Origin of the sequence: Dyella sp., assembly GCF_051954575.1 — a bacterium.
GTDB lineage: Bacteria > Pseudomonadota > Gammaproteobacteria > Xanthomonadales > Rhodanobacteraceae > Dyella_B.
Map to the genome: position 1 here is coordinate 1 of NZ_JBQCHP010000124.1, position 24,346 is coordinate 24,346.

The 24,346-nt window shown below is 62.3% G+C and carries 18 protein-coding genes; 7 read left to right on the plus strand and 11 right to left on the minus strand.

Annotated elements, in window-relative coordinates:
* From ACTHNE_RS16145 to ACTHNE_RS16155, 3 genes are all read right to left on the minus strand, one after another.
* Complete coding sequence (locus ACTHNE_RS16145; protein ID WP_440269780.1) at positions 1-363, minus strand: YciI family protein; 363 nt, start codon at positions 361-363, stop codon at positions 1-3.
* Positions 364-673: 310 nt separating this feature from the next.
* Entirely contained in the window at positions 674-2,416 is a 1,743-nt protein-coding gene (locus ACTHNE_RS16150) for a histidine kinase (protein ID WP_440269781.1), read from the minus strand.
* 25 nt (positions 2,417-2,441) lie between these two features.
* Entirely contained in the window at positions 2,442-3,752 is a 1,311-nt protein-coding gene (locus tag ACTHNE_RS16155) for an HD domain-containing phosphohydrolase (protein WP_440269782.1), read from the minus strand.
* A 323-nt stretch (positions 3,753-4,075) separates the two neighbouring features.
* On the opposite strand from ACTHNE_RS16155, the gene ACTHNE_RS16160 reads away from it, so the two are divergent.
* From ACTHNE_RS16160 to ACTHNE_RS16185, 6 genes are all read left to right on the plus strand, one after another.
* Positions 4,076-5,248 (plus strand): glycosyl hydrolase family 28-related protein, encoded by a 1,173-nt coding sequence (locus ACTHNE_RS16160; RefSeq protein ID WP_440269783.1) that lies wholly within the window; start codon positions 4,076-4,078, stop codon positions 5,246-5,248.
* 136 nt (positions 5,249-5,384) lie between these two features.
* The gene (locus tag ACTHNE_RS16165; RefSeq protein ID WP_324938893.1) at positions 5,385-6,050 is read left to right on the plus strand and encodes a response regulator transcription factor; all 666 of its coding nucleotides are present in this window, start codon (positions 5,385-5,387) and stop codon (positions 6,048-6,050) included.
* Positions 6,043-7,443: a sensor histidine kinase gene (locus tag ACTHNE_RS16170; RefSeq protein ID WP_440269784.1), complete on the plus strand. Its 1,401-nt coding sequence runs from the start codon at positions 6,043-6,045 to the stop codon at positions 7,441-7,443. The genes ACTHNE_RS16165 and ACTHNE_RS16170 overlap by 8 nt, the downstream gene beginning before the upstream one ends.
* A gap of 239 nt (positions 7,444-7,682) precedes the next feature.
* The gene (locus ACTHNE_RS16175; protein ID WP_440269785.1) at positions 7,683-10,919 is read left to right on the plus strand and encodes an efflux RND transporter permease subunit; all 3,237 of its coding nucleotides are present in this window, start codon (positions 7,683-7,685) and stop codon (positions 10,917-10,919) included.
* Entirely contained in the window at positions 10,909-12,111 is a 1,203-nt protein-coding gene (locus ACTHNE_RS16180) for an efflux RND transporter periplasmic adaptor subunit (RefSeq protein WP_324938886.1), read from the plus strand. The genes ACTHNE_RS16175 and ACTHNE_RS16180 overlap by 11 nt, the downstream gene beginning before the upstream one ends.
* Positions 12,095-13,546 (plus strand): efflux transporter outer membrane subunit, encoded by a 1,452-nt coding sequence (locus tag ACTHNE_RS16185; RefSeq protein ID WP_440269786.1) that lies wholly within the window; start codon positions 12,095-12,097, stop codon positions 13,544-13,546. Before ACTHNE_RS16180 ends, ACTHNE_RS16185 begins: the two co-directional genes overlap by 17 nt.
* 350 nt (positions 13,547-13,896) lie before the next feature.
* On the opposite strand, the gene ACTHNE_RS16190 is transcribed toward ACTHNE_RS16185, so the two are convergent.
* From ACTHNE_RS16190 to ACTHNE_RS16225, 8 genes are all read right to left on the minus strand, one after another.
* Positions 13,897-16,791: a TonB-dependent receptor gene (locus tag ACTHNE_RS16190; RefSeq protein ID WP_440269787.1), complete on the minus strand. Its 2,895-nt coding sequence runs from the start codon at positions 16,789-16,791 to the stop codon at positions 13,897-13,899.
* 155 nt (positions 16,792-16,946) lie between these two features.
* Entirely contained in the window at positions 16,947-18,896 is a 1,950-nt protein-coding gene (locus tag ACTHNE_RS16195) for a glycoside hydrolase family 127 protein (RefSeq protein ID WP_440269788.1), read from the minus strand.
* A gap of 458 nt (positions 18,897-19,354) precedes the next feature.
* Positions 19,355-20,503: a right-handed parallel beta-helix repeat-containing protein gene (locus ACTHNE_RS16200; RefSeq protein WP_324940339.1), complete on the minus strand. Its 1,149-nt coding sequence runs from the start codon at positions 20,501-20,503 to the stop codon at positions 19,355-19,357.
* Positions 20,504-20,886: 383 nt separating this feature from the next.
* Positions 20,887-21,297, minus strand: coding sequence for a roadblock/LC7 domain-containing protein (locus ACTHNE_RS16205; RefSeq protein WP_324940336.1), 411 nt, complete (start codon positions 21,295-21,297; stop codon positions 20,887-20,889).
* On the minus strand, positions 21,294-21,857 hold the full coding sequence (locus ACTHNE_RS16210; RefSeq protein ID WP_324940333.1) for a GTP-binding protein: 564 nt from the start codon (positions 21,855-21,857) through the stop codon (positions 21,294-21,296). The genes ACTHNE_RS16205 and ACTHNE_RS16210 overlap by 4 nt, the downstream gene beginning before the upstream one ends.
* Positions 21,854-22,495 (minus strand): hypothetical protein, encoded by a 642-nt coding sequence (locus tag ACTHNE_RS16215; RefSeq protein ID WP_440269789.1) that lies wholly within the window; start codon positions 22,493-22,495, stop codon positions 21,854-21,856. The genes ACTHNE_RS16210 and ACTHNE_RS16215 overlap by 4 nt, the downstream gene beginning before the upstream one ends.
* A gap of 22 nt (positions 22,496-22,517) precedes the next feature.
* Complete coding sequence (locus tag ACTHNE_RS16220) at positions 22,518-22,928, minus strand: hypothetical protein (protein WP_324940327.1); 411 nt, start codon at positions 22,926-22,928, stop codon at positions 22,518-22,520.
* Between the two features lie 27 nt (positions 22,929-22,955).
* Positions 22,956-24,044, minus strand: a complete 1,089-nt coding sequence (locus ACTHNE_RS16225; RefSeq protein ID WP_440269790.1) for a phosphatase domain-containing putative toxin — start codon at positions 24,042-24,044, stop codon at positions 22,956-22,958.
* On the opposite strand from ACTHNE_RS16225, the gene ACTHNE_RS16230 reads away from it, so the two are divergent.
* Positions 23,979-24,173: a hypothetical protein gene (locus tag ACTHNE_RS16230; protein ID WP_440269811.1), complete on the plus strand. Its 195-nt coding sequence runs from the start codon at positions 23,979-23,981 to the stop codon at positions 24,171-24,173. The two genes, ACTHNE_RS16225 and ACTHNE_RS16230, sit on opposite strands and share 66 nt — an antisense overlap.
* The last annotated feature ends 173 nt before the right edge of the window (positions 24,174-24,346 follow it).

Below are 24,346 nucleotides of genomic sequence, written 5' to 3' on the forward strand. Positions count from 1 at the left end.
TCACCCGCAGGTCTCACCATGCGTCATCAACTGCCGCACCTCGCATTCCACATTCCATTCATCCCCATGCACGCGCAGAAAGCGCTTGGTGATCTCCAGGGCTTCTTCCCTGGATGCCGTTTCCAGCAAGGCATAGCCGCCGATCACTTCCTTGGCTTCGGTGAACGGGCCATCGACCACGCTCAGTTTGCCGCCGGACAGCCGGATACGCGTGCCTTCGGCGGTGGGCGTGAGGCCGGCGGTGTTGATCAGTTTGCCTTCCCGGGTCAGCTCTTCCATCAGCGTGCCCATGTCGGCCATCAGCTTCGGGCTGGGCTGCAGGCCCGAGTTTTCGTCGATTCGTACTATCGATAGAAAGCGCATTGTCGTATCTCCGCAAGTGAATGACAGAGCTGGGGAGGCACGTCAAACCGGGCCATTTTCCCACTCCTGCCCGTGCGACGAACCAGGCTTGCGGAAATCGACATGGCTTTGGGCGATTCACTTTTCTGTTCCGTGGGTATAACGGCCCGCCTGCCATTTTACTTTCGGCCAAGCCATATATTTCGCGCTCGCCGCCCCCGGCGAACGCCGGGACCCTGCAACTTTGTCGGCTGGGATGCAATCCCAGCTTTTCCTGCAAAGGCGATGCTGGGATTGGCATCCCAGCCTACAAGTCACCTTATCGTCGTCGCTACGCCGCCCGCGCACTACGCCTCACCGGAATCGTGACCGTAAACGTCGTCCCCTCACCTGCACGACTTTCAACCTCGATCCGCCCACGATGATGTTCGACAATGCCATGCGAGATCGACAGGCCCAGCCCGGTACCCTGCCCTAGCGGCTTGGTGGTGAAGAACGGATCGAAGATTCTGCCGATGACTTCTTCGGCGATGCCCGCGCCCGAATCGGTGATGGAGACCGTGACGATATCGCCCCAGCAGGCGGTTCTTACAGTAATCGTGCCCTGCTCCTTGATGGCTTGCGACGCATTCACCAGCAGGTTCATGAACACCTGGTTGAGCTGGGCGGCGTTGCATTCGACCGGCGGCAGTTCGCCGTAGTCGCGGATCACATTGGCCTTGTACTTGATCTCGTTGTGCACCACATTCAAGGTGCTTTCCAGTCCGGCGTGCAGATCCGCCAACGCCCATTCCTCGCCACTGGGGCGGGAGAAATCGCGCAGGTCGCGCACGATCTGGCGTACGCGCATGGCGCCTTCGATCGACTCGTCGATCAGCATCATGATGTCGTTGCGCACGTAGTCCAGGTCGAGATCGCCCTCCATTTTTGCGACCGGCTTGAGCATTTCCGCGGCGGGCGTCCCGATGGCCGTTTCCTGGGCGACGATGACAGCCAGCAATTGCCGCACCCAATGTTTCAAGGTGTTGAGATTGGCGTTGACGAAGCTGACTGGGTTATTGATTTCGTGCGCCACGCCGGCCGCCAGCTGACCGATCGAGGCCAGTTTTTCGGACTGCAGCAATTGCAGGTTCGCTTCTTCAAGCATATGGATCAGGCGATGCTGTTCTTCCTTTTCGATTTCCAGGCGCTGCTGCGCCGCCTTGCTCTGCTCGATCTCCTGTTCCATCCGCTTGCGCGTCTGTTCGAGGATGTAGGTGGTTTGCTCGTACTGGCGCAGCGCGCCTTCGAGTTCGCCCGTGCGCTTTTTCACCTGTTCTTCGAGTGCATCGTTTTTGCCGCGCAGGTACGCCGTGCGCGCGTCGAAGCGTGAGACCACCAATGTCGCGGTCAGGATGGTGGCCGTGAACAGCGCGATGGTGGCGCCCAGCCATGGCCCGCCGATACCGTTGAGGGTGGTGCAAATGGCGCCGCTCTGAAACTGCGCGGATGCCATGCCCGTATAGTGCATGCCGGCGATGGCAACACCCATCACGCCGGCCGCACCGATGCGCTTGATGATCACGTGCGACTTGTCTTCCACGCTCAGGCGATGCACCAGCCATAGCGCGGTGGTCGAGGTCGCGATGGCGATGCCGACCGAGGCCACGAACAGCCACGGGTCGTAGTCGATCGGCGGTTCCATCTGCAGCGCCGTCATGCCCACGTAGTGCATGCTGGCAATGCCCAGCCCCATCAGCACGCCACCCACCACGAGCCGCTCGCGCTTCAGTACCGGACGCGTGACCGCGTTGAGTGCAAAGTAAGAGACGAACATGGCGATCGCCAGCGACAGGAACGTGGCGCCAAAGTCATAGCCAAGCGGCACTGATACCGAAAAAGCGAGCATGCCGATGAAGTGCATGGCCCAGATGCCGATGCCCATGGACGCGGCGCCGGCGGCCAGCCAGCCGGAACGCAGGCGTGGACGGTCGATCAGCGAAATAAGGCTGCTCAAGTCCAGCGCGGTGTACGACGCCAGGGTGGCGATGGCGATCGAAAGCGCAACCAGCGGAAGACTGTAGGTGCCGTTCATCGCGTGATCTCCGCCTGCGCGGCGCCTACCCGACTTGGGCAACGCGGTTGGCTTCGGCCGGCGGCACCTGGATCGAAATGACGAACGGCGTGCTCTCCTGCGCCTCGTAACGCCGCACGACGGAGACCTGATAATCGGATACCACGCTTCCTTTCGTCATCAACAAAACGCCCCGGTTGGTGCGCAGATCGTCGGCGAGCGTCATGCCGGCCAGCAATTGCGCACTGGCGATTTGCATGTAGGGCATCGATCCGCCCAGTGCGGAAGGGTCTTCCAGCAATGCCAGGAATTGCTCCACCACCTGCGGGTCGTAACGCAGGCCAGCCTGCATCTTGATCAATTCGGCTGCCTGGCCGGCACGCATGCGCTCGCGCACGATCACACCGCTTTGCAGGCCGGCATAGTCGCGCGCCACGGCGAGAATGCGCGAGCCGATCGGAATGCTTGCGCCCGACAGGCTGTCCGGCGTGCCGCGCCCGTTGAAGCGCTCGTATTGGTGTCGAATGATGTGCGCGACATGGTGCAGTTGTTCCACCGGCGTCAGCAGCATCTGCGCGCGCAGCGGATGCTGGTGGTACAGATGGCTTTCCGCCGGCGTCATGCGGTCGATGGACTTGTGCAGCAGTTCATCCGGCAGCGACAGCTTGCCGATGCCATGCAGGAGTCCGGCTACATAAAGATCCTGCGCGTCCAGGCCATCCATGCCGAGCGCCAGCCCAAGCTGTTTCGCCGACTCGCCCACGCGATGGGATTCGCCGCCCAGCGCGCCGCAGCGCAGCTCGATCATGCTCGAGCAAACCTGCACCATGGTCAGGAAGTTGCGGCGCAAGTCTTTCTGCGCGTCCTCCAGGAACAGTACGGTCTGGCGGATCTCCTCGGTCCTGGACTTTACTTTCGCCTCCAGCGCGGTGTTGAACGATGCGAGCTGTTCGTTCTGCTGCTGCGTCAGCGTGAGCAGCCGCGCCGTTTCCTTGCGCAGCCGCTGCTGTTCCAGCGCCTGGCGGATGGTGAGCAGCAGGTCGTGCTCATCCCAGGGCTTGCTCAGGTAACGATAAATGCCGCCTTCGTTGATCGCCCGCACCACCGATTCGATTTCCGAGTACCCGGTGAGCAGGATGCGCATGGTTTCCGGATACAGTGCCTGCGCCTGCGACAGCAGTTCCGCGCCGGACATGCCCGGCATGCGCATGTCCGAAATGATCAGATCCACCTCGTCGCTGGCCAGCAGCTCCAGTGCCGCGGCGCCGTTTTGCGCCACCAGCACGCGATAAGGCGCCATGGCCAGCAACCGCCTCAATGCGGAGAGGATGCCCGGTTCGTCGTCGACCACCAGCACGGTGGGTTTTCTTGACGCTTCATGATGCCCCGCGCAAGCAGGGGCCTGTGTGGATGCTTCCATCGCGGCAGACAAAATCTTTTCGTCTATAGGGTTCACAACCATCGCCTCATGCGTAGCTCGATGAGGTTATCGACGGTGCCTGGCGAACCCTTTAGCCCCGAAAAAAGCGGGACTGTTCGACACTGCATGCATTTCGTGAAAGTCACGTTCACATACTGTGAGCAGAAACAGCATTTCACATTTGCGCTTTCACTGGTCCGTGCCGGATCGTAGCCCCGCTGTAAAAAAACGCTGTACACAATCAAACCAGGGGGCAGTACATGAACATCACATCCGCGCCGAAAGGCGCGCTGGGGAACCGTGTTCCCCGCTTAAACACTCGCGGCAAAATTTTGACGGCCATCGCCGCTTCGTTGACGCTGGCCAGCGTAGCCGTGCCGGCATCCGCAACCAACTGGTGGACGACCACGCCGACCGTGTCGATCGGCACCACCGCGCTGAACGTGAAGAACTTCGGCGCCATGGGCAACGGCGTCACCGACGACACCGCCGCGATCCAGGCAGCCATCAACGCCCTGCCCGCCAGCGGCGGCACGGTCGTGGTGCCAAACGGCACGTACATGATCAACGCGCTCAAGGCGATCAACCTGCGCTCGCACGTGCGTCTGTCGATGTGGGGCAGCGCGTACCTGAAGGCCATTGCGAACAGCGCCAGCCGCTACTGGGTGGTAAAGGCGTGGAACGTCAACAACGTCGAGATCGTCGGCGGCAACGTGGTCGGCGAACGCAACCAGCACGTGGGCACCACTGGCGAGTGGGGCTATGGCATCAACGTCTCCGGGTCTAGCAATGTCTACGTGCACGACATCCACGTCTCCGATTCCTGGGGTGACGGCCTGCTGGTGGGCGCGATCGGCTCGGGCACCTCGGCCGTGCTGTCGACCAATGTCACGCTCAACCGCGTCACCTCCAGCAACAACCGCCGCCAGGGCCTGACCATCGCACCGGCCACCCAGGTGTACGTGGTGAACAGCAGCTTCAACGGTTCCAACGGCACCGCGCCGCAGTCCGGCATCGACATCGAACCGATGACGCAGGGCTCCACCCAGCACGTGCGCCTGGAGAACGTCACCGTGGCGAACAACGCCGGCAGCGGCCTGGAAATTCGCGATTACGTGTCGGACGTGGTCCTGAACAAATTCACCTCGCAGAACAACAAGGGTTACGGCGTATATACCAACAGCCCCAATGGCCTGGTGATCAGCAACAGTACGCTGTCCCAGAACTGGCTGTTCGGCCTGGACATCGGCGGCACCACCAACAACGTGCAGTTGATCGGCAACACCATCAACTGGAATGGCGATGCGTGGTTCTACAACAACAACGTGTCGATCTTCACCCCTGGCTGGGTGCCGCGCGACGTGACCATTTCGAGCACGGCCACGAACATTACGCAATCGAGCAACTTGATTTCGCCGCTGCGGACGAAGTGATAGTGCAGGCCGGGATGACCGGCCCGGCGTCTTGAAACATCGAACCCTCTTCTTCGGAAGGGGGTTTCTTTTTTTCAAGGACGGGGTGTTGGGTTACGCTTCGCCAACCCAACCTACGCCTACCGCCCATTCGAGCATGCCTCACGTACTAGTCATCGAAGACGACGAAATCACGGCGCGAGAAATTGCGCTGGAGCTGGCCGCGCACGGCATCAGCGCCGACCGCGTGCACAACGGCGACGAAGGCTTGCGCGCCGCGCAGGCGCCCCATTACGACGCGATCACCCTGGACCTGATGCTGCCGGGCATGGACGGCCTGAGCCTGGTGAAGCAATTGCGCGAGCGCGGCATCGCCACGCCGGTGCTGATGATCAGCGCGCTGGGAGACGTGGACGAACGGGTACGCGGCCTGCGCGCCGGCGGCGACGATTACCTCACCAAACCCTTCGCGCCGGACGAAATGGCCGCGCGCATCGAAGTGCTGCTGCGCCGCCAGCAACCCGCGCAGACCCGGTTGCGTGTGGGCGATCTCGAACTGGACCTGATCACGCACGTGGCCCGCCGCGGCGGACGCGAGCTGTCGCTACTGCCCACCGAATATCGCCTGCTGGAATTCCTGATGCGCTACCCTGGCCAGGTACTGACCCGCGCGATGATCTTCGAAAGCGTATGGGGCCTGCGCTTCGATCCGGGCACCAACCTGATCGACGTGCACATCGCACGCTTGCGTCGCAAGGTGGATACCGAGGGCGAGCCTTCCTTGATCCGCACCGTGCGCGGCTCGGGTTATCGGCTTGGATAGCGCCACGGCCCGCCGCGAGCCGTCCCCGCACTGGCGCGCCACCACCTCGCGCCTGCTGCTGAGCTACGGCGTGTTCTTCGTGATCTGGGGCACCTTGCTGCTCGGCTCCATTTATTGGGAAACCACGCGCTACCTGGCCGAGCACACCGACCGCGACCTCACCCACCAGATCGACCATCTGCGCCACGTCGACCGCGCCCATCTGGCCGCGATGCTCGACGATTACATCGCGCTGGAAGACACCAGCTACAACGCCTGGGGCCTGTTCGATGCGCAGGGCCGTTGGATCAACGGCGACATCGTGCGCCTGCCGCCGGCGCTGAAGATCGGCGGCGGCCCCATCCGCATCGAAGCGCGCGACATCATCCGCCAGCAGGCGCTGCCCAATATTGGCCAGTTGCACTTGATCGCCGCGCATCTGGACGACGGCAACGTGCTGGCGCTGGCGCATACCACCGGCGTCACCGCGCACGTCGGCAGCATCATCAAGCATGCCTTGTGGTGGGGTTTGTCGTTCACCCTGGTACCCGGTTTGATCGGTGGCTTGATTCTCAATATAGGGCCGCGACGCCGTATCCGGCAGATCAAGCTGGCCACGCAGGCGATCATGCATGGCGATCTGCGCAAGCGCCTGCCGGTCAGCAAGCGCGACGACGAGGTGGATCGTCTGGCCGCGATCGTCAATGACATGCTCGCCCAGATCGAGCGGCTGATGGGCGAAGTGAAAGGGGTCTGCGACAACATCGCCCACGACCTGCGCACGCCGCTGACGCGTTTGCGTTCGCAGCTTTATCGCGTGCAACAGCAGCTGGGCGAGGACGATCCGCACCAGGCGCTGGTCGAGCGCTGCGTGGCCGACATCGATGAAGTGCTGGGGCGTTTTCGCGCCTTGCTGCGTATTTCCGAGCTGGAAGATCGCCACCGGCGGGAAGGCTTTGTCGCCGTGGACCTCGGCCAAACACTGCAGCACGTGCATGAGCTGTATGCGCCGCTGGCCGAGGACAGACAGCAGCTGCTGGAGCTGCGCACCGAACCCGGGCTGATCGTGCAGGCCGATCCGGATCTATTGTTCGAGGCAATCGGGAACCTGGTCGCCAACGCAATCAAGTTCACGCCCGATGGCGGCAAGGTGACGATGAGCGCCACGCGCCTGGCGCCAGAGCGCGCGCGGATCGAAGTGGCCGACAGCGGGCCGGGGATTCCGGTGGAAGAGCGCCATGCCATATGGCAGCGGTTTTATCGCGGTGAAGGAAGTCGTGAGACCACCGGGCACGGGTTGGGGCTGAGCATCGTCGCGGCGATTGCGAAGTTGCATGATTTTGAATTGAGCATTGACGGCGGTGAAGACGGAACGCGCATCGGGATGGCGTGCGCGGTCAGTCCACTCCCGTAATGCATGGCGATGTTGGGGTTCGCACCCTGGTATATCCTCGCGTTTTTCGTTTACGCGCACACGTGCCCAGATGCCGTCATTCCGGCGAAGACCGCAATGACGGTGGCGTGCCGTGGAGGCATCGGCAATTCCCGCCTCCTGCCCAACATGAAAAAATCTTCATCCCCCCGAAAGGCAACACCCCCGGCCCATCGCGAATAATGCCGCCCATCGTTGGCTTGTATCGATGGAAATGCCGCATGCTGGGTCTGGTCCGCATCGCCCTATCACGTCCCTATACCTTCATCGTGCTGGCGCTCTTCATCCTGATCGCAGGACCGCTGGCCGCGCTGCGCACTCCCACCGACATCTTCCCCAACATCGGCATCCCCGTCATCAGCGTGGTGTGGACCTACAACGGCCAGTCGCCCAGCGCGATGTCCGGACGGGTGATCTACTACTACGAGCGGCAGCTCACCTCCACCGTCAGCGATATCGAACACATCGAGTCCCAATCGCTGCCCGGCATCGGTGTGGTGAAGATCTTCTTCCAGCCCGGCGTGGACATCCGCACCGCCACCGCGCAGGTCACCTCGATCTCGCAGACGGTGCTCAAGCAGATGCCGCCCGGCATCACGCCGCCGCAGATCATCAATTACAACGCCTCCACCGTGCCGATCCTGCAGATGGCGCTATCGAGCAGCAAGCTCGATGAAGGCAAGATCCGCGATATCGCGCAGAATTTCCTGCGCCCCACCCTGGTATCGGTGCGCGGCGTGGCCATTCCGATGCCATATGGCGGCAAGCAGCGCCAGATCATGATCGACCTCGATCCGCAGGCGCTGGCCGCCAAGGGCCTGTCCGCGCAGGACGTCGGCAATGCGCTGGCGGCGCAGAACCAGATCATTCCGGTGGGCAGCATCAAGATCGGTCACGAACAATACACGATCGAGCTCAACGACAGCCCCACCGCGATCGAGGCGCTGAACGAGCTGCCGATCAAGACCGTCAACGGCGCCACCATCACCATCGGCCAGGTTGCGCATGTGCACGACGGCGCGCCGCCGCAACAGAACGAAGTACGCGTGGATGGCCAGCGTGCGGTGCTGATGCCGATGCTCAAGGGTGGCAATGTTTCCACGCTGGCGGTAGTCGCCGGCATCAAAAAGCTGCTGCCGCTGGCGCAGGAAACGCTGCCTTCGTCGCTGAAACTGAAACTGCTGGGCGATCAATCCATCTTCGTGCGCGGCGCGATCGCCTCGGTGGCGCGCGAAGGCATCATCGCCGCGCTGCTCACTTCGGTGATGATCCTGATCTTCCTCGGCAGCTGGCGCTCGACGGTGATCATTGCCGTCTCGATTCCGCTGGCGGTGCTTTCCGCGATCGCCCTGCTCGCCGCCTTCGGCCAGACGCTCAACGTGATGACCCTGGGCGGCCTGGCACTGGCCGTAGGCATCCTGGTCGACGATGCGACGGTGACCATCGAGAACATCAACTGGCACCTGGAACAGGGCAAGGACGTGCATACCGCGATCATGGATGGCGCCAGGCAGATCGTGACGCCGGCCTTCGTCTCGCTGCTGTGCATCTGCATCGTGTTCGTGCCGATGTTCATGCTCGAAGGCATCGCCGGCTTTTTGTTCCGGCCGATGGCGCTGGCGGTGATCTTCGCGATGATGTCCTCGTTCGTGCTGTCGCGCACGCTGGTGCCGACGATGGCGATGTACCTGCTCAAGCCGCACGTCACCGAAAAGGGTGTGGGCGACCATCCGGAAGACGCCTATATCAACCATCACGAAGGCGACCAGCACCCGGATATCCAGCGCGGCCGGCTGCGCCTGGCGCTGGTGCATTTCCAGCAGCGCTTCGAGCACCACTTTACCCAGGTGCGCGATGCGTATTACAACGCTCTTGGCCTGGCCCTGAGTTCGCGCCGGCCGTTCGTGATCGGCTTTCTGGTAGTGGTGCTGGCATCGTTCGCGCTGGTGCCGTTCCTGGGCCGCGATTTTTTCCCCAGCACGGAAGCCGGCGCTATCGCCATGCACGTGCGTGCACCCATCGGCACGCGCATCGAGGACACAGCGGCCGAATTCGATCACATCGAACGCGCGATCCGCCGCGTGATTCCGCCGGCGCAGCTGGACAGCATCGTCGACAACATCGGCCTGCCGCTCAGCGGCACCAACATGGTCTACAACGCCAGCGGCACCATCGGACCGCAGGATGGCGACATCCAGATCCTGCTCAACGAAGACCACGACGATACCGACGGCTTCGTCAAGAAACTGCGCGAAGTGCTGCCACGTGAATTTCCCGGTACCGACTTCGCCTTCCTGCCCGCCGACATGGCCAGCCAGATTCTCAACTTCGGCGCGCCCGCACCGCTGGACGTGAAGATCGCCGGCCGCAACACTGCCGGCAACCAGGCCTACGCGATCCAGTTGATGCGCAAGATGCGTGCGATTCCCGGCATTGCCGACGTGCGCCTGCAGCAGTCCACCGGCGCGCCGCAGTTGAACGTGGACGTGGATCGCGTGCGCGCCAGCGGCCTGGGCTTTACCGAGCGCGATGTCACCAACAGCATGGTCGCCTCGCTCGCCGGCAGTTCCCAGGTAGCGCCTACGTTCTGGTTGAATCCCGCCAATGGCGTGTCGTACGCGGTGGTGGCGCAGACGCCGCAATACCGCATGGACCACTTGGCCGATCTGCAAAGCCTGCCGATCACTTCATCCGCCAACGGCATGCACCAGATTCTCGGTGCGCTGGCTTCGGTGCAACGCACGGCCTCGCCCGCGGTGGTGACGCACTACAACATCATGCCGTCGTTCGACATCTACGCCACCACGCAGGGGCGCGACCTGGGTGCGGTCGCGTCCGCCATCCAGCGCGTGCTGGACGATGCGGCCAAGGATCGCCCCAAGGGTTCCACCGTACAGTTGCTAGGCCAGGTGCAGGCCATGAACACCGCGTTCTCCGGTCTGTTGTTCGGCCTGCTCGGCGCGTTCGTGCTGATCTATATGCTGATCGTGGTGAACTTTCAGTCATGGGTGGATCCATTCGTGATCATCACCGCACTGCCCGCCGCGCTGGCCGGCATCGTGTGGATGCTGTTCGTCACGCACACCACGCTGTCCGTGCCCGCCTTGACCGGCGCCATCATGTGCATGGGCGTAGCGACGGCCAACTCGATCCTGGTGGTGAGCTTTGCGCGCGAGCGTCTTGCCGAACATGGCGATGCGATCAAGGCCGCACTGGAAGCAGGCTTCACGCGCTTCCGTCCGGTGTGCATGACCGCGCTGGCGATGATCATCGGCATGCTGCCGATGGCGCTGGCGCACGAACAGAACTCGCCGCTAGGCCGCGCCGTGATCGGCGGCCTGCTGTTCGCCACCTGCGCCACGCTGCTGTTCGTGCCGGTGGTGTTCAGCCTGGTGCATGGCCGCGAACAGCGCGCTCCCTCTGACGTTTCCGTATCGGGTTTCCCTCATGTCGCATAACTCTGCAGACGTACACGTGGTGCGCAAGCCCAGGCATTTGAAAGCCATCGGCATCGGCTCTGCATTAGCCGCCGCGCTGGTGGTGACGGCCGGCCTGGCGGCACGGCGCCACCAGCATCAGGAACTTGTGCAATGGACCGACGCGCAACTGGTTCCCAGCGTGCGCCTGGCGCCCGCGATGGACCCGGCCAGCACGCATGCCATTACCCTGCCCGGCCACCTCGAAGCATGGAACAGCGCGCCGATCCATGCGCGTGTCAGCGGTTATCTCAAGGCTTGGTACAAGGACATCGGCGCGAAGGTCAAAGCCGGCGATGTGTTGGCGGTAATCGACACCCCCGAACTCGACCAGCAGCTCGAGCAAGCCAAGGCGGTACTGGGCAAGGCGCAGGCCAATGCGCATCTGGCCGACATGACCGCGCAGCGCTGGCAGCATCTGCTCGGTTCGGACTCGGTATCCAAGCAGGAAGCCGACGAAAAGGCCGGTGATGCCGCCGCTGCGCAGGCGACCGTGCTGGCTGCCAGGGCCGACGTGGACAGGCTCAATGCGCTGGAGGCCTTCAAAAAGATCGTGGCACCCTTCGACGGCGTGGTCACCGCGCGGCATACCGATGTCGGCGACCTGATCACCGCCAACAGCGAAAGCGGCCCGGAACTGTTCACCGTCGCCGACACCAGCCGCATGCGCTTGTACGTACCGGTGCCTCAGGTCGATGCGGGCAGCATCAAACCCGGCATGAAGGCGACGCTCACCGTGCCCGAATGGCCAGGACAAGACTTCACCGCCACGCTGATCGGCAACTCCGAAGCGATCAATCCCAGCTCCGGCAGCCTGCTCGCGCAATTCGAAGCGGACAACAAGAACGGCGAACTCAAACCCGGCGACTACAGCGACGTGCAACTGGACATCCAGGTCGATCCGCATCGCGTGACCATTCCTGCCACGGCGTTGATCTTCCGCTCGCACGGGCCGCAAGTTGCGGTGCTCGGCGCAGATGCACGCGTGCATCTGCGCAAGGTCCATGTGGCACTTGACCTGGGCACCACGCTGCAGATCGACCAGGGCCTGAACCCCGCCGATCGCGTAATCGAAAATCCACCCGATTCATTGATGGACGGCGACCAGGTCCGCGTGCAAAGCGACAACGACGAGAACGTGGCGATGGAGGGTGGCCATGCGTCGGCGGGTTGAGACGCTTTGCGCAAGCATCGCCGTGTCATTGATCCTGAGCGCCTGTTCGCTCGCGCCTGCCTATCACACGCCATCGCTGCCGCCGGTGCCGGACACGTTCAAGGAAGCTGGCGCCGAATGGAAAACCGCCACACCGGCAGACCAACAGCCGCATGGCAACTGGTGGGCGATCTATGGCGACGGTACGCTCGATCAGCTGGAAACCAAGCTGGATGCCGACAGCCCCAGCCTTGCCGCGGCGCTGGCCCGCTACGACACTGCGCGCGCCTTCGAAAGCCAGTTGAACGCCGGCCTGTTTCCACGACTGGGCGCGCTCGCCAATCCCACACGCAACCGCCAGTCGAATAACCGACCGTTGCGCGGCAGCAACCAACCTAACGAATACGATGCCGACACCGTCGAGGTAGGTCTCAACTACGATCTCGATCTGTGGGGCCGCATTCGCAATGAAGTCCGCGCGGGCCACGCCCTGTCACAAGCCGCGCAGGCCGATCTGGCCACCGCCAAATTGAGCCTGGAAGCGCGGCTGGCGGACGACTACGTGCGGTTGCGCGGCTACGACCAACAGGCGGCCATTCTTCAGGACACGCTCAAGGCTTACACACGTGCGTTGTCGCTCACCGAGAACCGCCACCAGGGCGGCATCGCCTCCGGACTGGACGTATCGCGCGCGCAAACGCAATTGCACGATGCACAGGCGCAAGTCACCGACGTGCAGGCGCAGCGCGCATTGACCGAGCACGCCATCGCCAGCCTGATCGGCGAGCCTGCATCGAGCTTTTCGATTACGCCCGCACAAGTTCCGCTGAGCATGCCGCTGACACCACCGGGCGTGCCGTCCAGCCTGCTGCAGCGCCGTCCCGATATCGCCGCAGCAGAACGGCGCGCTTATGCCGCCAATGCAGGCATCGGCGTGGCGCGTGCAGCGTTCTTTCCAGACATAAGTTTGTCGGCGGCCTACGGTTTCCAGGACACCGGCAGCAGCAACCTGCTCACGCTCGGCAACCGGTTCTGGTCGCTGGGACCGTTGGCGGTGCTGCCGCTCTTCGATGCCGGCCTGCGCCAGGCCAGGCTCGACCAGGCCAAGGCGGAATTCGACGACGCCTCCGCGAACTACCGGCAAACCGTGCTGGATGCATTCCGCCAGGTGGAGGACGACCTCGTGCTGCTGCGCGACCTGGGCACGGAAATGGAACAGGAAGACCAGGCGGTGGCGTCCGCACAACAAACCATGAGCATCGCCACCAACCGCTACCGCGAAGGCATCGTCAATTACCTCGACGTAGTCACCGCGCAAACCGCCGCGCTATCGGCGCAGCGCAATGCGGAAACGATCCGCACGCGGCGCTTGCAGGCGAGCGTGGATCTGATTCGTGCGTTGGGTGGCGGCTGGACGCGCGACGTGGCCGATGCCGGCAAAACAGCCGCGAAATAACGCAGGCTGGGCTGCAAACCCTGATTTTTTGAGCGTGATTCCGAGGGAAAACCAAGATCTGCGCTGATCTCGTTTCAGAGCGAGTCGTCATTCCGGCGAAGGCCGGAATCCAGTTTGAATACGTCGTGCGCAGCACACAACCATTTATGGGATGTGCTGCGCACGCCATTTTTGACTGGATTCCGGCTTTCGCCGGAATGACGGCGCTATGTTTTGTCGATTAGAAAGAACATAACCTACTGATTCTTCGGGCATCAAAAAGCAAAAACGTAGGGATATATCAGGGTGCGAACCCCAACATCGTAATGTTGTGCATGACGACGTTGGGGTTTGCACCCCAACCTACGCGTTCAGAACGCCACCGTCGCCCGCATCCAGTAATACCGCCCGATCAAATCATACGTATACGCATCCGAGTTCCCGTTGCTTCCCCACTGGTAAAACATCGGCGGCTGCTTGTTGGAAAGATTGTCGACGCCAGCCGACAGCGTGGTGTGATATTTCGCCAACGCATAACTGGCCGACAGGTTGTGATAGACATACGCCCCGATCGGATGCACCACGCCAGGCACGCTCTCGTCCGCCGAATAGCCCTGCGAAAGATCCGCGCTGCCCACGCGCGTGCGTCCTACATAGCGCATCGTCCAGGTGGCGCTCCACGGTCCCTTGCTCCAGTTGAGCGTGGCCAACCCGCGCCAACGCGGAAACTCGCCGTACACCGCGCAATAGGAGCCGGCGCAGTGCGTGATCGGCACGGAGCTGTCGCCGGGTGCCGTATCCACGTCGTAGCGCTGCAGGTAGGTGCTGGTGAGGCTGGCGTTGAACTTGCCGAAGCGCTCGGTGTTAAACGCATACTGGATGGTCGAATCGATGCCGCTGGCCCAGGTTTCGCCAAGGTTGACGGTGGGCAGGTTGATGTAGCTGATCTGGCCGTTGCCGGCGCGATGGATCAGGCCGCACAAGCGGCTGCTGTAGTAGCACTCGTTCAAGATAGTGGTGGGGTCCAGGCCGTCCACGATCGTGTCGCGCAGATGGATGCGCCACGCATCGGCGCTGAACGACAAGCCCGGTAACCAGTGCGGATCGTAGACCAGGCCGAAATCGAAAGACTTGCCGTATTCGGGCTTCAAGTCATAACCGGCCGGCACCGAGCCGGAACTTCTCACTCCCAACTGCGGATTGATCTGCTGGAAGCTGCCGTTGGTCGGCACGTTCACGCAGGCCTGCGGGTGGCCGCCGGTATAGCCATCGCAGACATCGGTGGCCGCCAGCGCACCGCCGGATGTACCGGAAAACAGCTCGCTGATGTTCGGTGCACGGAATACCTGCGAGGCCGTGCCACGCAACAGCAGGTCGGCGATGGGGCGCCATTCCAACGCAATCTTGCTGTTGGTGGTCGTGCCGGAAAGGCTGTAGCGCGAGAAGCGCGAACCGATATCGATATTCAGCGAATGCGCAAATGGCACGTCGGCCAGCACGGGAATCAGCGTTTCGGCGTACGCCTCTTTCACGGTATAGCTGCCGCTGAGCTGGGTGGCGCAGAACTCCACCACGCCACACAGGCCCGCATAGGGACCATCGTTGATCGCGATTGCGCTGGGCGTGTCGGTACCATCCGATTGCGATTCGCGGCGATAGGAAAGCCCCGCGGCCAGGTTCACCGCGCCGGCGGGCAGATCGAACAGCTCGCCGTTGGCGCTCGCCTCGAACTGCTGCATGGTGTAGTGATAGAACGAATCGGGATTGACCAGCAGCTTCTTCAACGACGCGATAGTAGCCGGGTCATTGATGTTGAAGATGTTGATCGGCGTGCAGTTGGCGATCGGCGCGGCCGGCGTGCCACAGGTGACCACGCCGTTGCCGGACATGAACGAGGGGCCGATCGCCTGCTGGAACCCCGCATAGTCGATAAAACCCTCGTTGCGCGTTTTCTGCCTGACCTTGCCGTAATTGAAATCGACATTCCACTGCCAGCTGCTATTGCCGAAACTGCCGCGCAGGCCAGGCGTGAACTGCAGGTCGTACGTCTGATTGGCGTACATGCGGTTGCCCAGCGAGGTAAAGCGTATGTTGAAATCGTTGTAGCTGTTGCCGCTGACGCGATCGGTGCCGAAGTTGAGCCCGAACGGGTTGTAGTAGTTGGTGGACGGAACGAAGAAATCGTCCGAGTTGGCGAAGATCGGCACCGGCGCGATGATCGAAGAGGCCGCCGTGCGCGTATAGAACAGGTTGAAATACCCCTCGATCTGCGGCGTGAACTTGTAGGAGCCGAACAGCGAGATATTGGTGCGATCCTGCGGCGTCAGCAGCAGATTGTAAGGCGCATAGTTGAACGAATCGGCCGAGGTATACGGATGATAATCGGCCAAGGTGGTGATGCCGGTCACGCCCGGATTGAGCGTGACATTGGTGCCGCTGGCATCCTGCACCAGGCCGCCGGGCACCGCCGAGGAGCCGATCCTCTTCACCTGCCCATCGCGGAATGCCAGCGTATAAGCGGAATAATCGCGCTTGCCCGAGGTGATCGGGTTCTGCGTCTGATGCGTGATGGATGCAATGAAGTTCACTCGATCGCTGGACAATCCCGCCAGCAGGTTGAAGCCGCGGCGATTGCCGTCGCTGTGCGAGCTTTCGCCGTAATCGGCGCTCAGCTGCACGCCCCGGTAGTGATCCTTCAAGATGAAATTGACCACGCCGCCGATCGCATCGGAGCCATACACCGACGAGGCGCCATCGCTCAGCACTTCCACACGTTCGATCATGTTGGAAGGAATGCTGTTGACGTCGTCGTACGCAAGGCGATGCCCGTTGACCAGCACCAGCGTGCGGTTATCGCCCAGGCCACGCAGCGACACGGTCGAGGCGCCGGTGCCGCCGCCGCTGTTGATGCTGGGGTTGGTGGCGTTGCCAGCGACGGATGGCAACTGCTGCATCAGGTCACCCAGCGTGGGCTTGCCACTGGCGACAATCTGTCCGCTGTCGATGGTGGTCACCGGATTGGCGGTTTCGACATCGACGCGACGGATCAATGAGCCGGTGACAGTCACCGCTTGCAGATTCTTGGCCTGCGCGGCGGAGTCGGCATTGGCTTGGGTTGCGGCGCTTTGCGGCGTGGACGCATCCTGCGCATGCAAGGCGCCGCTGCCGATCATGCCCAGGAACAAGGCGCTGCGTACGGCGGTGGCGATCGGCGAAGGGTGTCGACGGGATGAGGAACGGCCAGGGCGGTGCGATGTTCGGGTCATAGACTTCTCACGCTCGTGGGCAGTAGTGGCGGTGATGACGTACGACAAAGGCGCAGCAGGGAACATGCACCGGCGCGCGGCGCAGATCGAGTGTCCCCCTTCGGTTTTGCTCCCTTCCCTGCTGCACGCGGAAAGGGAGCGGATAAAGCCGATGCTCAGCCGCTAGACGAGGCTTCGGATTCGTTTTGCCAGTACACGGCGTAGCGTTCGCCGTAGATGTCCTTCAAGGGTGCTACTGCGACGGCGCCGTTACGGGTGCTTGCCTCAAAGCGCAGTTCATCGGCGGCGACCACGCGCATCCAGTCGGTACTCTGCGCCGAGGCGGCCGCGATGCGCACCGGCGGTTGCGCCGGCGGCTCCGGTTCCGGGCCGGTGCCGTAGCCGCCGTATTGCATGGCATGCGTCACGCCTTGCGTACCCAGTCGCGCGCCCAGCACCAGCGGGCCATACAGCATGGCGACCTGGCTGTCGTCGCCCGGCAAGGTCATGGTGTGCAGCCGCATCGGCAAGTCGAGCTCGATGCGGTCACCGTCATGCCATTCGCGCTGCAGGCTCAGATAACTGCCGGGTGACGCGAAGACATCCAGGATTTGGCCATTTACGCGCACTTTGGCATCGGGACCGATCCAGGAAGGAATACGCAGGTGCAGCGCAAAGTGCTTCGGCTGCGCCAGCTTCAAGGCAAGCTGCGTGCGCGGTTCGCGCGGGAAGCGCGTCTCCTGCCGCAGCGTAAGCTTTTGTTGCGTCCAGTTGAGCTCGGAAGGCACGAACAGGTTGACGTACAGATCGTTGTCGTCGTGGAAATAGATATTGCCGTTGAAACGGGCGAATTCTTCCGCGCCGGTGCCGGTGCAGCACCAGAACGAATCGGTGGGCGAGTTGTAGAACTTGGTGGCGCCGCTGCGTAGCGGATAGAAGTAGAGCTTCATGCCATCGGCGTCCTGCGTGCCGAGGCGTGCGTTGTACAAGGTACGCTCGTAGTAATCGAAGGCGCGCGGATCGCCGTTCCAGGTGTAGACGTGGCGCGTAAGCTTCAACAAGTTGTACGCCACGCAGGATTCGGCCGTATACAGGCCCAGCTGCCCTTTCAGGTCGCCCGGAGCGGTGTGCCAGAATTCATCGTTGCTGGAGCCGCCCGTTGCATAGGTGCGGTGTTGCGTGACCGTTTCCCAGAAAAATTCTGCCAGGCGCCGGTAGCGCGGCTCGCCGGTGAGTTCGTAGCGGCGCGCGGCGCCGATGATCTTGGGCACCTGCGTGTTGGCGTGCAGGCCCTGCAATTCGTCGCGATAGGAAGCCAGCGGATCGAACAGCGACGACTGGTCGAAGCGATGCGCGGCGTCACGATAGCTCTCATTGCCGGTGATGGCATACAGCTCGTACATCGAGTCGTTGATGCCGCCGAACTCGGTCTTCATGATGCTCGCCATCTGCGCATCGGAAAAACCGTTGAGCCAGCGCGCCACCCAATTACCCATACCGATCGCAACCTGCAACGCCTGCTGGTTGCCGGCCAGCCGATACATGTCGAGCATGCCGGCGTGGATCTTGTGGATCGTATAGAACGGCGCCCATACCTTCTGCCCGCTACCCAGGCGGTCGAAGAAGCTTTCCGGGAAAGCGCTGAGATAGCCGTTGGGACGCTGGCACTTCGCCAGCGCGGCCACCAGTTCGTCGCCGCGGGCCTTGAGCGCTTCATCGCCGTCGCTGGCGTAAGCCAGCGCGCAGGCCGACAGATAATGGCCGCCGGTGAAATGACCGCGCAGTTCGCAATCGGGCTTTTCCCAGCCACCCAGCGGCGCCGCGTGCGAGGGCAAGCCCGCCTGCAGGCGGAACGTATGCGCCAGCCGGTCGATCGGCAGGCTTTGCAGATAGCGCCGGTTGATAGCTGCCGCGCGGGTGAATTCGCTGTCCAGCAGGCGCACCTGGTCCAGCGCGAACGGCTGCACGCAGCGCACCGGCCGGTCGGGCACGGCTTGCTTGGATGTCGCCGCCTTGGCCGGTTCGGCCATGTCGAACGCGCGCGTACGCGGTGCGATCGCTGCCGCGGCCAGTGCCGCCGCCGCGCCTTTCAAGAACTTCCTGCGTGGATCTTCCCCGTGCTGCATGCCGCTCCCCGATGACGATGATGACCGCCGCGCCGCAATGCATGGCGCACATGCGCATGCTGGCGGGATGGTTTCATCGTGCCGTAATAATTGGCGGAGCGTCTTGTTTCAATTGCCGGACGTGGATGCGGAATTTCGCACAATGCGTGTCGCTGTTCACGGATGGATAACCGAATGCGTAAGGGGTGATAGCAATCCAGGTATCGCAATGCGCGTGTGTCGCCATGTTCAACGTGAACAAATATGGATCGCTTGCCGTGATCGGCCCCCTCCCCTGCGTAGTAGGGGAGGGTTGGGGTGGGGCCAAGCAACCTCGCGACGAATTCACGCTATGCGGCAAGCTCGTGCAACCCCACCCCGGCTCCCCCTGCACGCAGGGGAGGGAGTACATCATGGCCCACAAAAACGCCCTCTTCCCGAAGAAAGAAGGCGCCTTTGCCCATCACCCAAGCGTTACATCACTTCATCGGCGAGATCGTGTTGTTCGACACCAGGACGTTGGTCGCCGTGCTGGCCACCGTGACATCGCGCGGATCCCAACCTTCGGTATAGATCGACTGGTTGTGCTGAATGAACCACAAGGCGTAGTTCCATTCGATGGTATTGCCGACCACCTGCATATTGTTGGTAGTGCTCGCAATGCTCACGCCAAACAGATAATTCGCGGTGATATTGCTGTTGTTGATCGTGACGTTGTTCGCACCGCCGACGTACACGCCAAAGCCCTGATTGTTCTGGATCGTGTCGTTGTTCATCGACAGGCCCGACACGTTGTTGTGCACTTCCAGGCCGTTGCCCACGTTGTTGGCCAGCGTGGTGTTCTCCAGGCGCACCTGCATCGTGGTGCCCTGCGTCGCCGGCTCGATGTCGATGCCGGACTGCGGCGCCGCGCCGTTGGAACCGGTGAAACTGCTGTTGACCACGTACACCTGCACCGCCGGCAGAATCGACAGACCCTGACGGCGATTGTTGTTGGATTTCACGTTGTTCAGCGTCACGCCGGTCGAGCGTACCAGCGTGGTGCCTGAACCCGATGCGCCGACCACCAGGCCGTCGCCCCAGCAGTTGGACACGGAAATGTCATGGACGTAGACGGTGCTGGACGCGGAGATGTTGATGCCATAGCCCCACTCGCCGGTGGTGCCCAGGTGCTGCGTACGCTCACCGACGATGCTGCCGCCAGCGATCTCCACATTGTTCACGCCCCACGCCTTCACTACCCAGTAGCGGGAAGCGCCGTTGGGAATGGCCTGCAGCGTTGCGCCGGTGTCGAGCAGCAGACGTGTGTGCGAGTGCAAGCTGATGCCGGTCAGCGCGTTGATCATGTACGTACCGGCCGGTACTTCGACGGTGCCGCCGGTGGACGGCAAGGCATTGATCGCCGCCTGGATCGCCGCGGTGTCGTCCGTGGTGCCATTGCCCATCGCACCGAAGTTCTTCGCGTTGAGCGCGGTGGCGCCAATCGTCAGCGTCGGCGTCGCGTTCCACCACGGCGTGGCAGCGGCCGGCAAGGCAAAGGCCGAAAGCGCGAGCGAGGCGGCGACGGCTGCGAAAAGCTTGCAGCTGCGCGTGAAGTTAAATTTGCGTGTATTGTTTGAACTGAACACAAAAGCCCCCTGGGCGCCTCGCGGCGCTGACTTACTTTTCACCTTGAAAACCCCGATTAATTCGTCAACAACGGGGCTAAAGATGCGGTACGGGCCCGTGAAACCGCAAATGTGAAAGGCTGCATTCGCTCGCAGAAAATGAATTTTGCGTGTACGCCGCCTGGTGGCGGCGTAAAGACTGTGACGACGGGCAGGTTTTTCGTGAGGGGCAATCCGTCTTACCAAGGATGCTCTGATCTATTCCCCGCAGGCGTTACCGGCCCTGTCTGCGCGCATCTGTTCGGCGCGCTGCCTCGACGATGCGCCAGTACACTCCTTCGCTCTTCCTTGTCTGGCGGGCAAACAGCTCCCAGCGCGGGCCACGCAAATAGTGTAAACAGGCCCTAGCTTGCCTGCGCCGATTCGGCGAATTCGGCTTCCATCACGTCCTTCGCGCACATCTTGGCTAGGCCCAGCACCAGGCCAAGATTAATTTCGTGTTTGGCGAGGATCGAAAGAATCAGCGGACTCTTGCTGCCGGCCACTTTGCACAGCACCAGCTTGTGCGCATCCCCTTCGATCAACAGATAGTTGAGCGCATCGGAGGCGATTTCACGCAGCACGCTATTGGAAAGTGCCACCAGCGAACTGCTCATGGCAGCGAACTTGTTCACCGGCAAGGTCGAACGGAACCGCTCCGCGTACGAACGCCCATCGCGCAGCGCGAACATCGCCGCTTCCACCCCGTCGCAGCGATGCAGCAAGGTATCCAGTGCGCGGTGACAACGCGGCTGGGTTGGCAGCACGATGCTCATGTCGCTCTTCCTTTGCTGGTGTGGCCGAAACCGAATTCGAGCAGTGTCAGCAACACCTCGAACAGCTGCACGACGTCGTCGCGGCGCCGGGCATCCATCGCCGTTACCGGCGCCACCAGGCCCTGCGCGTGCAAGGCTTGCTGGCAGCGCAGGCCCAGCGCGTGCGAAGGTTCGTCGCTTTTGTTGATCGCCACCACCAGCGGAATGGACGCCAGATCCTCGCGATAGGTTTCCAGCGTTTCGGCCAGCCCATCGATGGCGCCCTCGCTGCTGGCATCCACCAGCACGATTGCGCCGAACAAACCGGCGCGCACCACATCGAACATGTAACTGAAGCGCGATTGGCCCGGCAGCCCGTACAGCAGCAGGCGCCCGTTGTCGCCGTCCAGGCGAAGTTCGCCGTAATCCAGCGCGACGGTGGTGGTGTCCTTGGTCTCTTGCAACGCATCCGTGCAAGGCACGTCGGTGGAAACCGGCGGGATATCGCTCAACGCCGCGATGCACGTCGTCTTGCCCGAGCCCGGGGCGCCCATGAATACGATCTTGTAAACCTCGTTCATCGCGCAAACCCGAATTTTTTCAGCAGTCGCGACGCCAGCGCGGACCATTTTTGTTTCAAGCCCGCGCCGGCCATCTCGCCGTTGGACGTATACGCAAGCCGCTCCACCAATTGCGCTGCCATCAGCCGCTCCATGCATACCTCGATGTACTTGGCCGGCAAGCCAGTACGCTCGGCGATCTGCTCGATCGAATGCGCCTCTCTGGCGATGCACGCCAGCACGCGCCACCAGGGTTTTGGCCACTTGATGAAATCCAGCGGCCAGGCGTGCAGGCGAAAGCCCCAATGACCATCGGGCCGATACGTGTCATCGCGATCCAGACCCTTGAGTTGCTTGGTGGCATCGCTCAGCACGGCGAGCACTTCATGCGGACGCAGCGGACGGTGGATGGCACCCTGCGGATGCAGCCGCGGCCGCTGCGCGCAACGCACCACTCTGGATGCGGTATCGGCCGTCGGCGCGGCATCGTTCGGCTGGTCCACGTTGACGAAACACACGTCGCACGGCCCTGCCTCGCTCACTTCCCAGGGATCCTGCAGATAGGGTTTGAGCAGGCCCAATATGGAGCGAAGCGCGCCCTTCTCTTCGATACCGAAGTTGGGGCAGGCAATTTTCAGCGAGCGTGTCTGGCCGAGCATGGCGATCCGATGTGGACGTCGATCAGACCGTCGCTTCCAGCGCCGTCATGCTGATGCGCGAGCGCGCCAGTACCATGCCGATATTGGCCGAAATGCGCGTCACGAACACGGCGACGTGGTTGGGGTTTTTCTTGGAGCGCAGGAACACGTGGATTAGGTTGGTGCTGAACACCACGATCTCGTTGAAGTAATGCGAACCGGCAGCGCGGTTGGTGATACCGCGGGATTTGTCGAACAGCCGTTCGATTTCCACCACGTTCTTGCCCTGGAACAGATCGCCGGTCGCCGCCGCGACCAGGTCCAGCACTTCGCCGGGATGCGAGTCCACCGTTTTCACGCCGAGCAGGAAACCGCTCGTCATGTCCACGTAGCCGACCGCCAAGCAATCGGGAACGTCGCCTTGCACCGCAGCCAGCACTTTATCGAGTGACATTGCATTTTCCTCTGTTTTGAAATGACATCAGTGCCATTCACTGATCCGTCGCGCAAATTCGTGCACGAAGTTTTCCTGCGCGCCGGATTGAATGGCCATCGGGCGCGCGTAGCGCACTTTCTCGATCGCCTCGGCCGCGTCGTCCCCCAGCCACACCAGCACCGACGCCAGTACGGTGCCGGTACGGCCCAGTCCGCCGCGGCAATGCACCGCCACGCCGCGGCGATGCGCGATCGCGCCTTCGGCGATGCGGCAGATATCCAGCGCTTGCCTGAAATTCGGCGGCGCCAGGTCCGGAATCGGGAAGTGATGCATCTGCAGACCGAACTCGGCCGGTTCCGTGGCCGAATAAATGCATCGTTCCTCGGTGCAGATCAGCACTTGAATGCCCTTCTCCGACAAATGGCGATATTGCGCCGGCGCCGCCGCCGTCATGCCGGGACGGCTCATGCCGCACAACAGGCCGGGCACCAGCCACCACACGCCATCGTCCAGGCGCACGCTGCGCGAGCGCATCGGCAGGCTGCAATTGCCGGTTTCGACGTAGATGTGGCCAGGATGCGTGGCGGGACGGCTAAAGAACTGCCGGCTGTCGCTGCACTCCTGGATCGTGCCGCCGGCCAGCAGCGCGGTCTGCCCGCCCGCCTCCAGGCAATCGATACGGTTGTGCGTGGCGGCGATGACACAAGTCTGGTTCGCCAATACCGCGATGCGCCGGCGCACCGCCATGGCCATGGCGTCGTCGAGGCCAGCGGTCGGTTCGTCCAGCAGATAGAGATTGGCCGGTTCGTGCAGCACGCGCATCACCGCGAGATAGCGCCGGATCGCACGCGGCCATGTTTCTATGGGGCTGGCGACGAGCGCGTGCGCATGATCGATGCCGGCTTCACCCATCCATGCGTCCGCCTGCTCATTCGATATGGACGTATGGACGTCCAAGATCACGCCCTGCTCAAGCATTGCGATCGCCGCGCATGCAGCCAGCAACGGCACTCCATGCCATAAGATCGAGCCTCCGGTCCACAATGTTCGGTCGTTGCCAGCGATCGCATGCAACAGCGACGACTTTCCCGACCCGCCGCCACCCACCAGAAACAGCAGCCCGGGATCGTCCACCTTCAATTGGATCCGGTGGAGTACGGCCTGATTACCATGCCGGACTTCGACTTGATTAACGACCAACAAGGCCTTCTCTCCAGGCTGCTGGTGTTGTTCAAATCACCAGTAAAGCAACAATGTGCATAAGTCTGTTGCAGCGCAGCCGGGCGCGGAATGTTTGCTCAGGTCCACATCGAAGTCAGAACGGGACATGGCCGTTTAGGGGCGATGTGTTGGAGATATGCAGCCCCTGCAGTCTCAAATGTCGATTACCGCCGTTTGCGTGGTGTAACTGAACCGTCATTCCGGCGAACGCCGGA

Excerpts from the sequence above, each read along its gene's own strand:
- ACTHNE_RS16145 (WP_440269780.1), bottom strand. The coding sequence starts at position 363 with ATGCGCTTTCTATCGATAGTACGAATCGACGAAAACTCGGGCCTGCAG.
- ACTHNE_RS16150 (WP_440269781.1), bottom strand. The coding sequence starts at position 2,416 with ATGAACGGCACCTACAGTCTTCCGCTGGTTGCGCTTTCGATCGCCATC.
- ACTHNE_RS16160 (WP_440269783.1), top strand. The coding sequence starts at position 4,076 with ATGAACATCACATCCGCGCCGAAAGGCGCGCTGGGGAACCGTGTTCCC.
- ACTHNE_RS16165 (WP_324938893.1), top strand. The coding sequence starts at position 5,385 with ATGCCTCACGTACTAGTCATCGAAGACGACGAAATCACGGCGCGAGAA.
- ACTHNE_RS16175 (WP_440269785.1), top strand. The coding sequence starts at position 7,683 with ATGCTGGGTCTGGTCCGCATCGCCCTATCACGTCCCTATACCTTCATC.
- ACTHNE_RS16180 (WP_324938886.1), top strand. The coding sequence starts at position 10,909 with ATGTCGCATAACTCTGCAGACGTACACGTGGTGCGCAAGCCCAGGCAT.
- ACTHNE_RS16185 (WP_440269786.1), top strand. The coding sequence starts at position 12,095 with ATGCGTCGGCGGGTTGAGACGCTTTGCGCAAGCATCGCCGTGTCATTG.
- ACTHNE_RS16190 (WP_440269787.1), bottom strand. The coding sequence starts at position 16,791 with ATGACCCGAACATCGCACCGCCCTGGCCGTTCCTCATCCCGTCGACAC.
- ACTHNE_RS16195 (WP_440269788.1), bottom strand. The coding sequence starts at position 18,896 with ATGCAGCACGGGGAAGATCCACGCAGGAAGTTCTTGAAAGGCGCGGCG.
- ACTHNE_RS16205 (WP_324940336.1), bottom strand. The coding sequence starts at position 21,297 with ATGAGCATCGTGCTGCCAACCCAGCCGCGTTGTCACCGCGCACTGGAT.
- ACTHNE_RS16210 (WP_324940333.1), bottom strand. The coding sequence starts at position 21,857 with ATGAACGAGGTTTACAAGATCGTATTCATGGGCGCCCCGGGCTCGGGC.
- ACTHNE_RS16215 (WP_440269789.1), bottom strand. The coding sequence starts at position 22,495 with ATGCTCGGCCAGACACGCTCGCTGAAAATTGCCTGCCCCAACTTCGGT.
- ACTHNE_RS16220 (WP_324940327.1), bottom strand. The coding sequence starts at position 22,928 with ATGTCACTCGATAAAGTGCTGGCTGCGGTGCAAGGCGACGTTCCCGAT.
- ACTHNE_RS16230 (WP_440269811.1), top strand. The coding sequence starts at position 23,979 with ATGCAACAGCGACGACTTTCCCGACCCGCCGCCACCCACCAGAAACAG.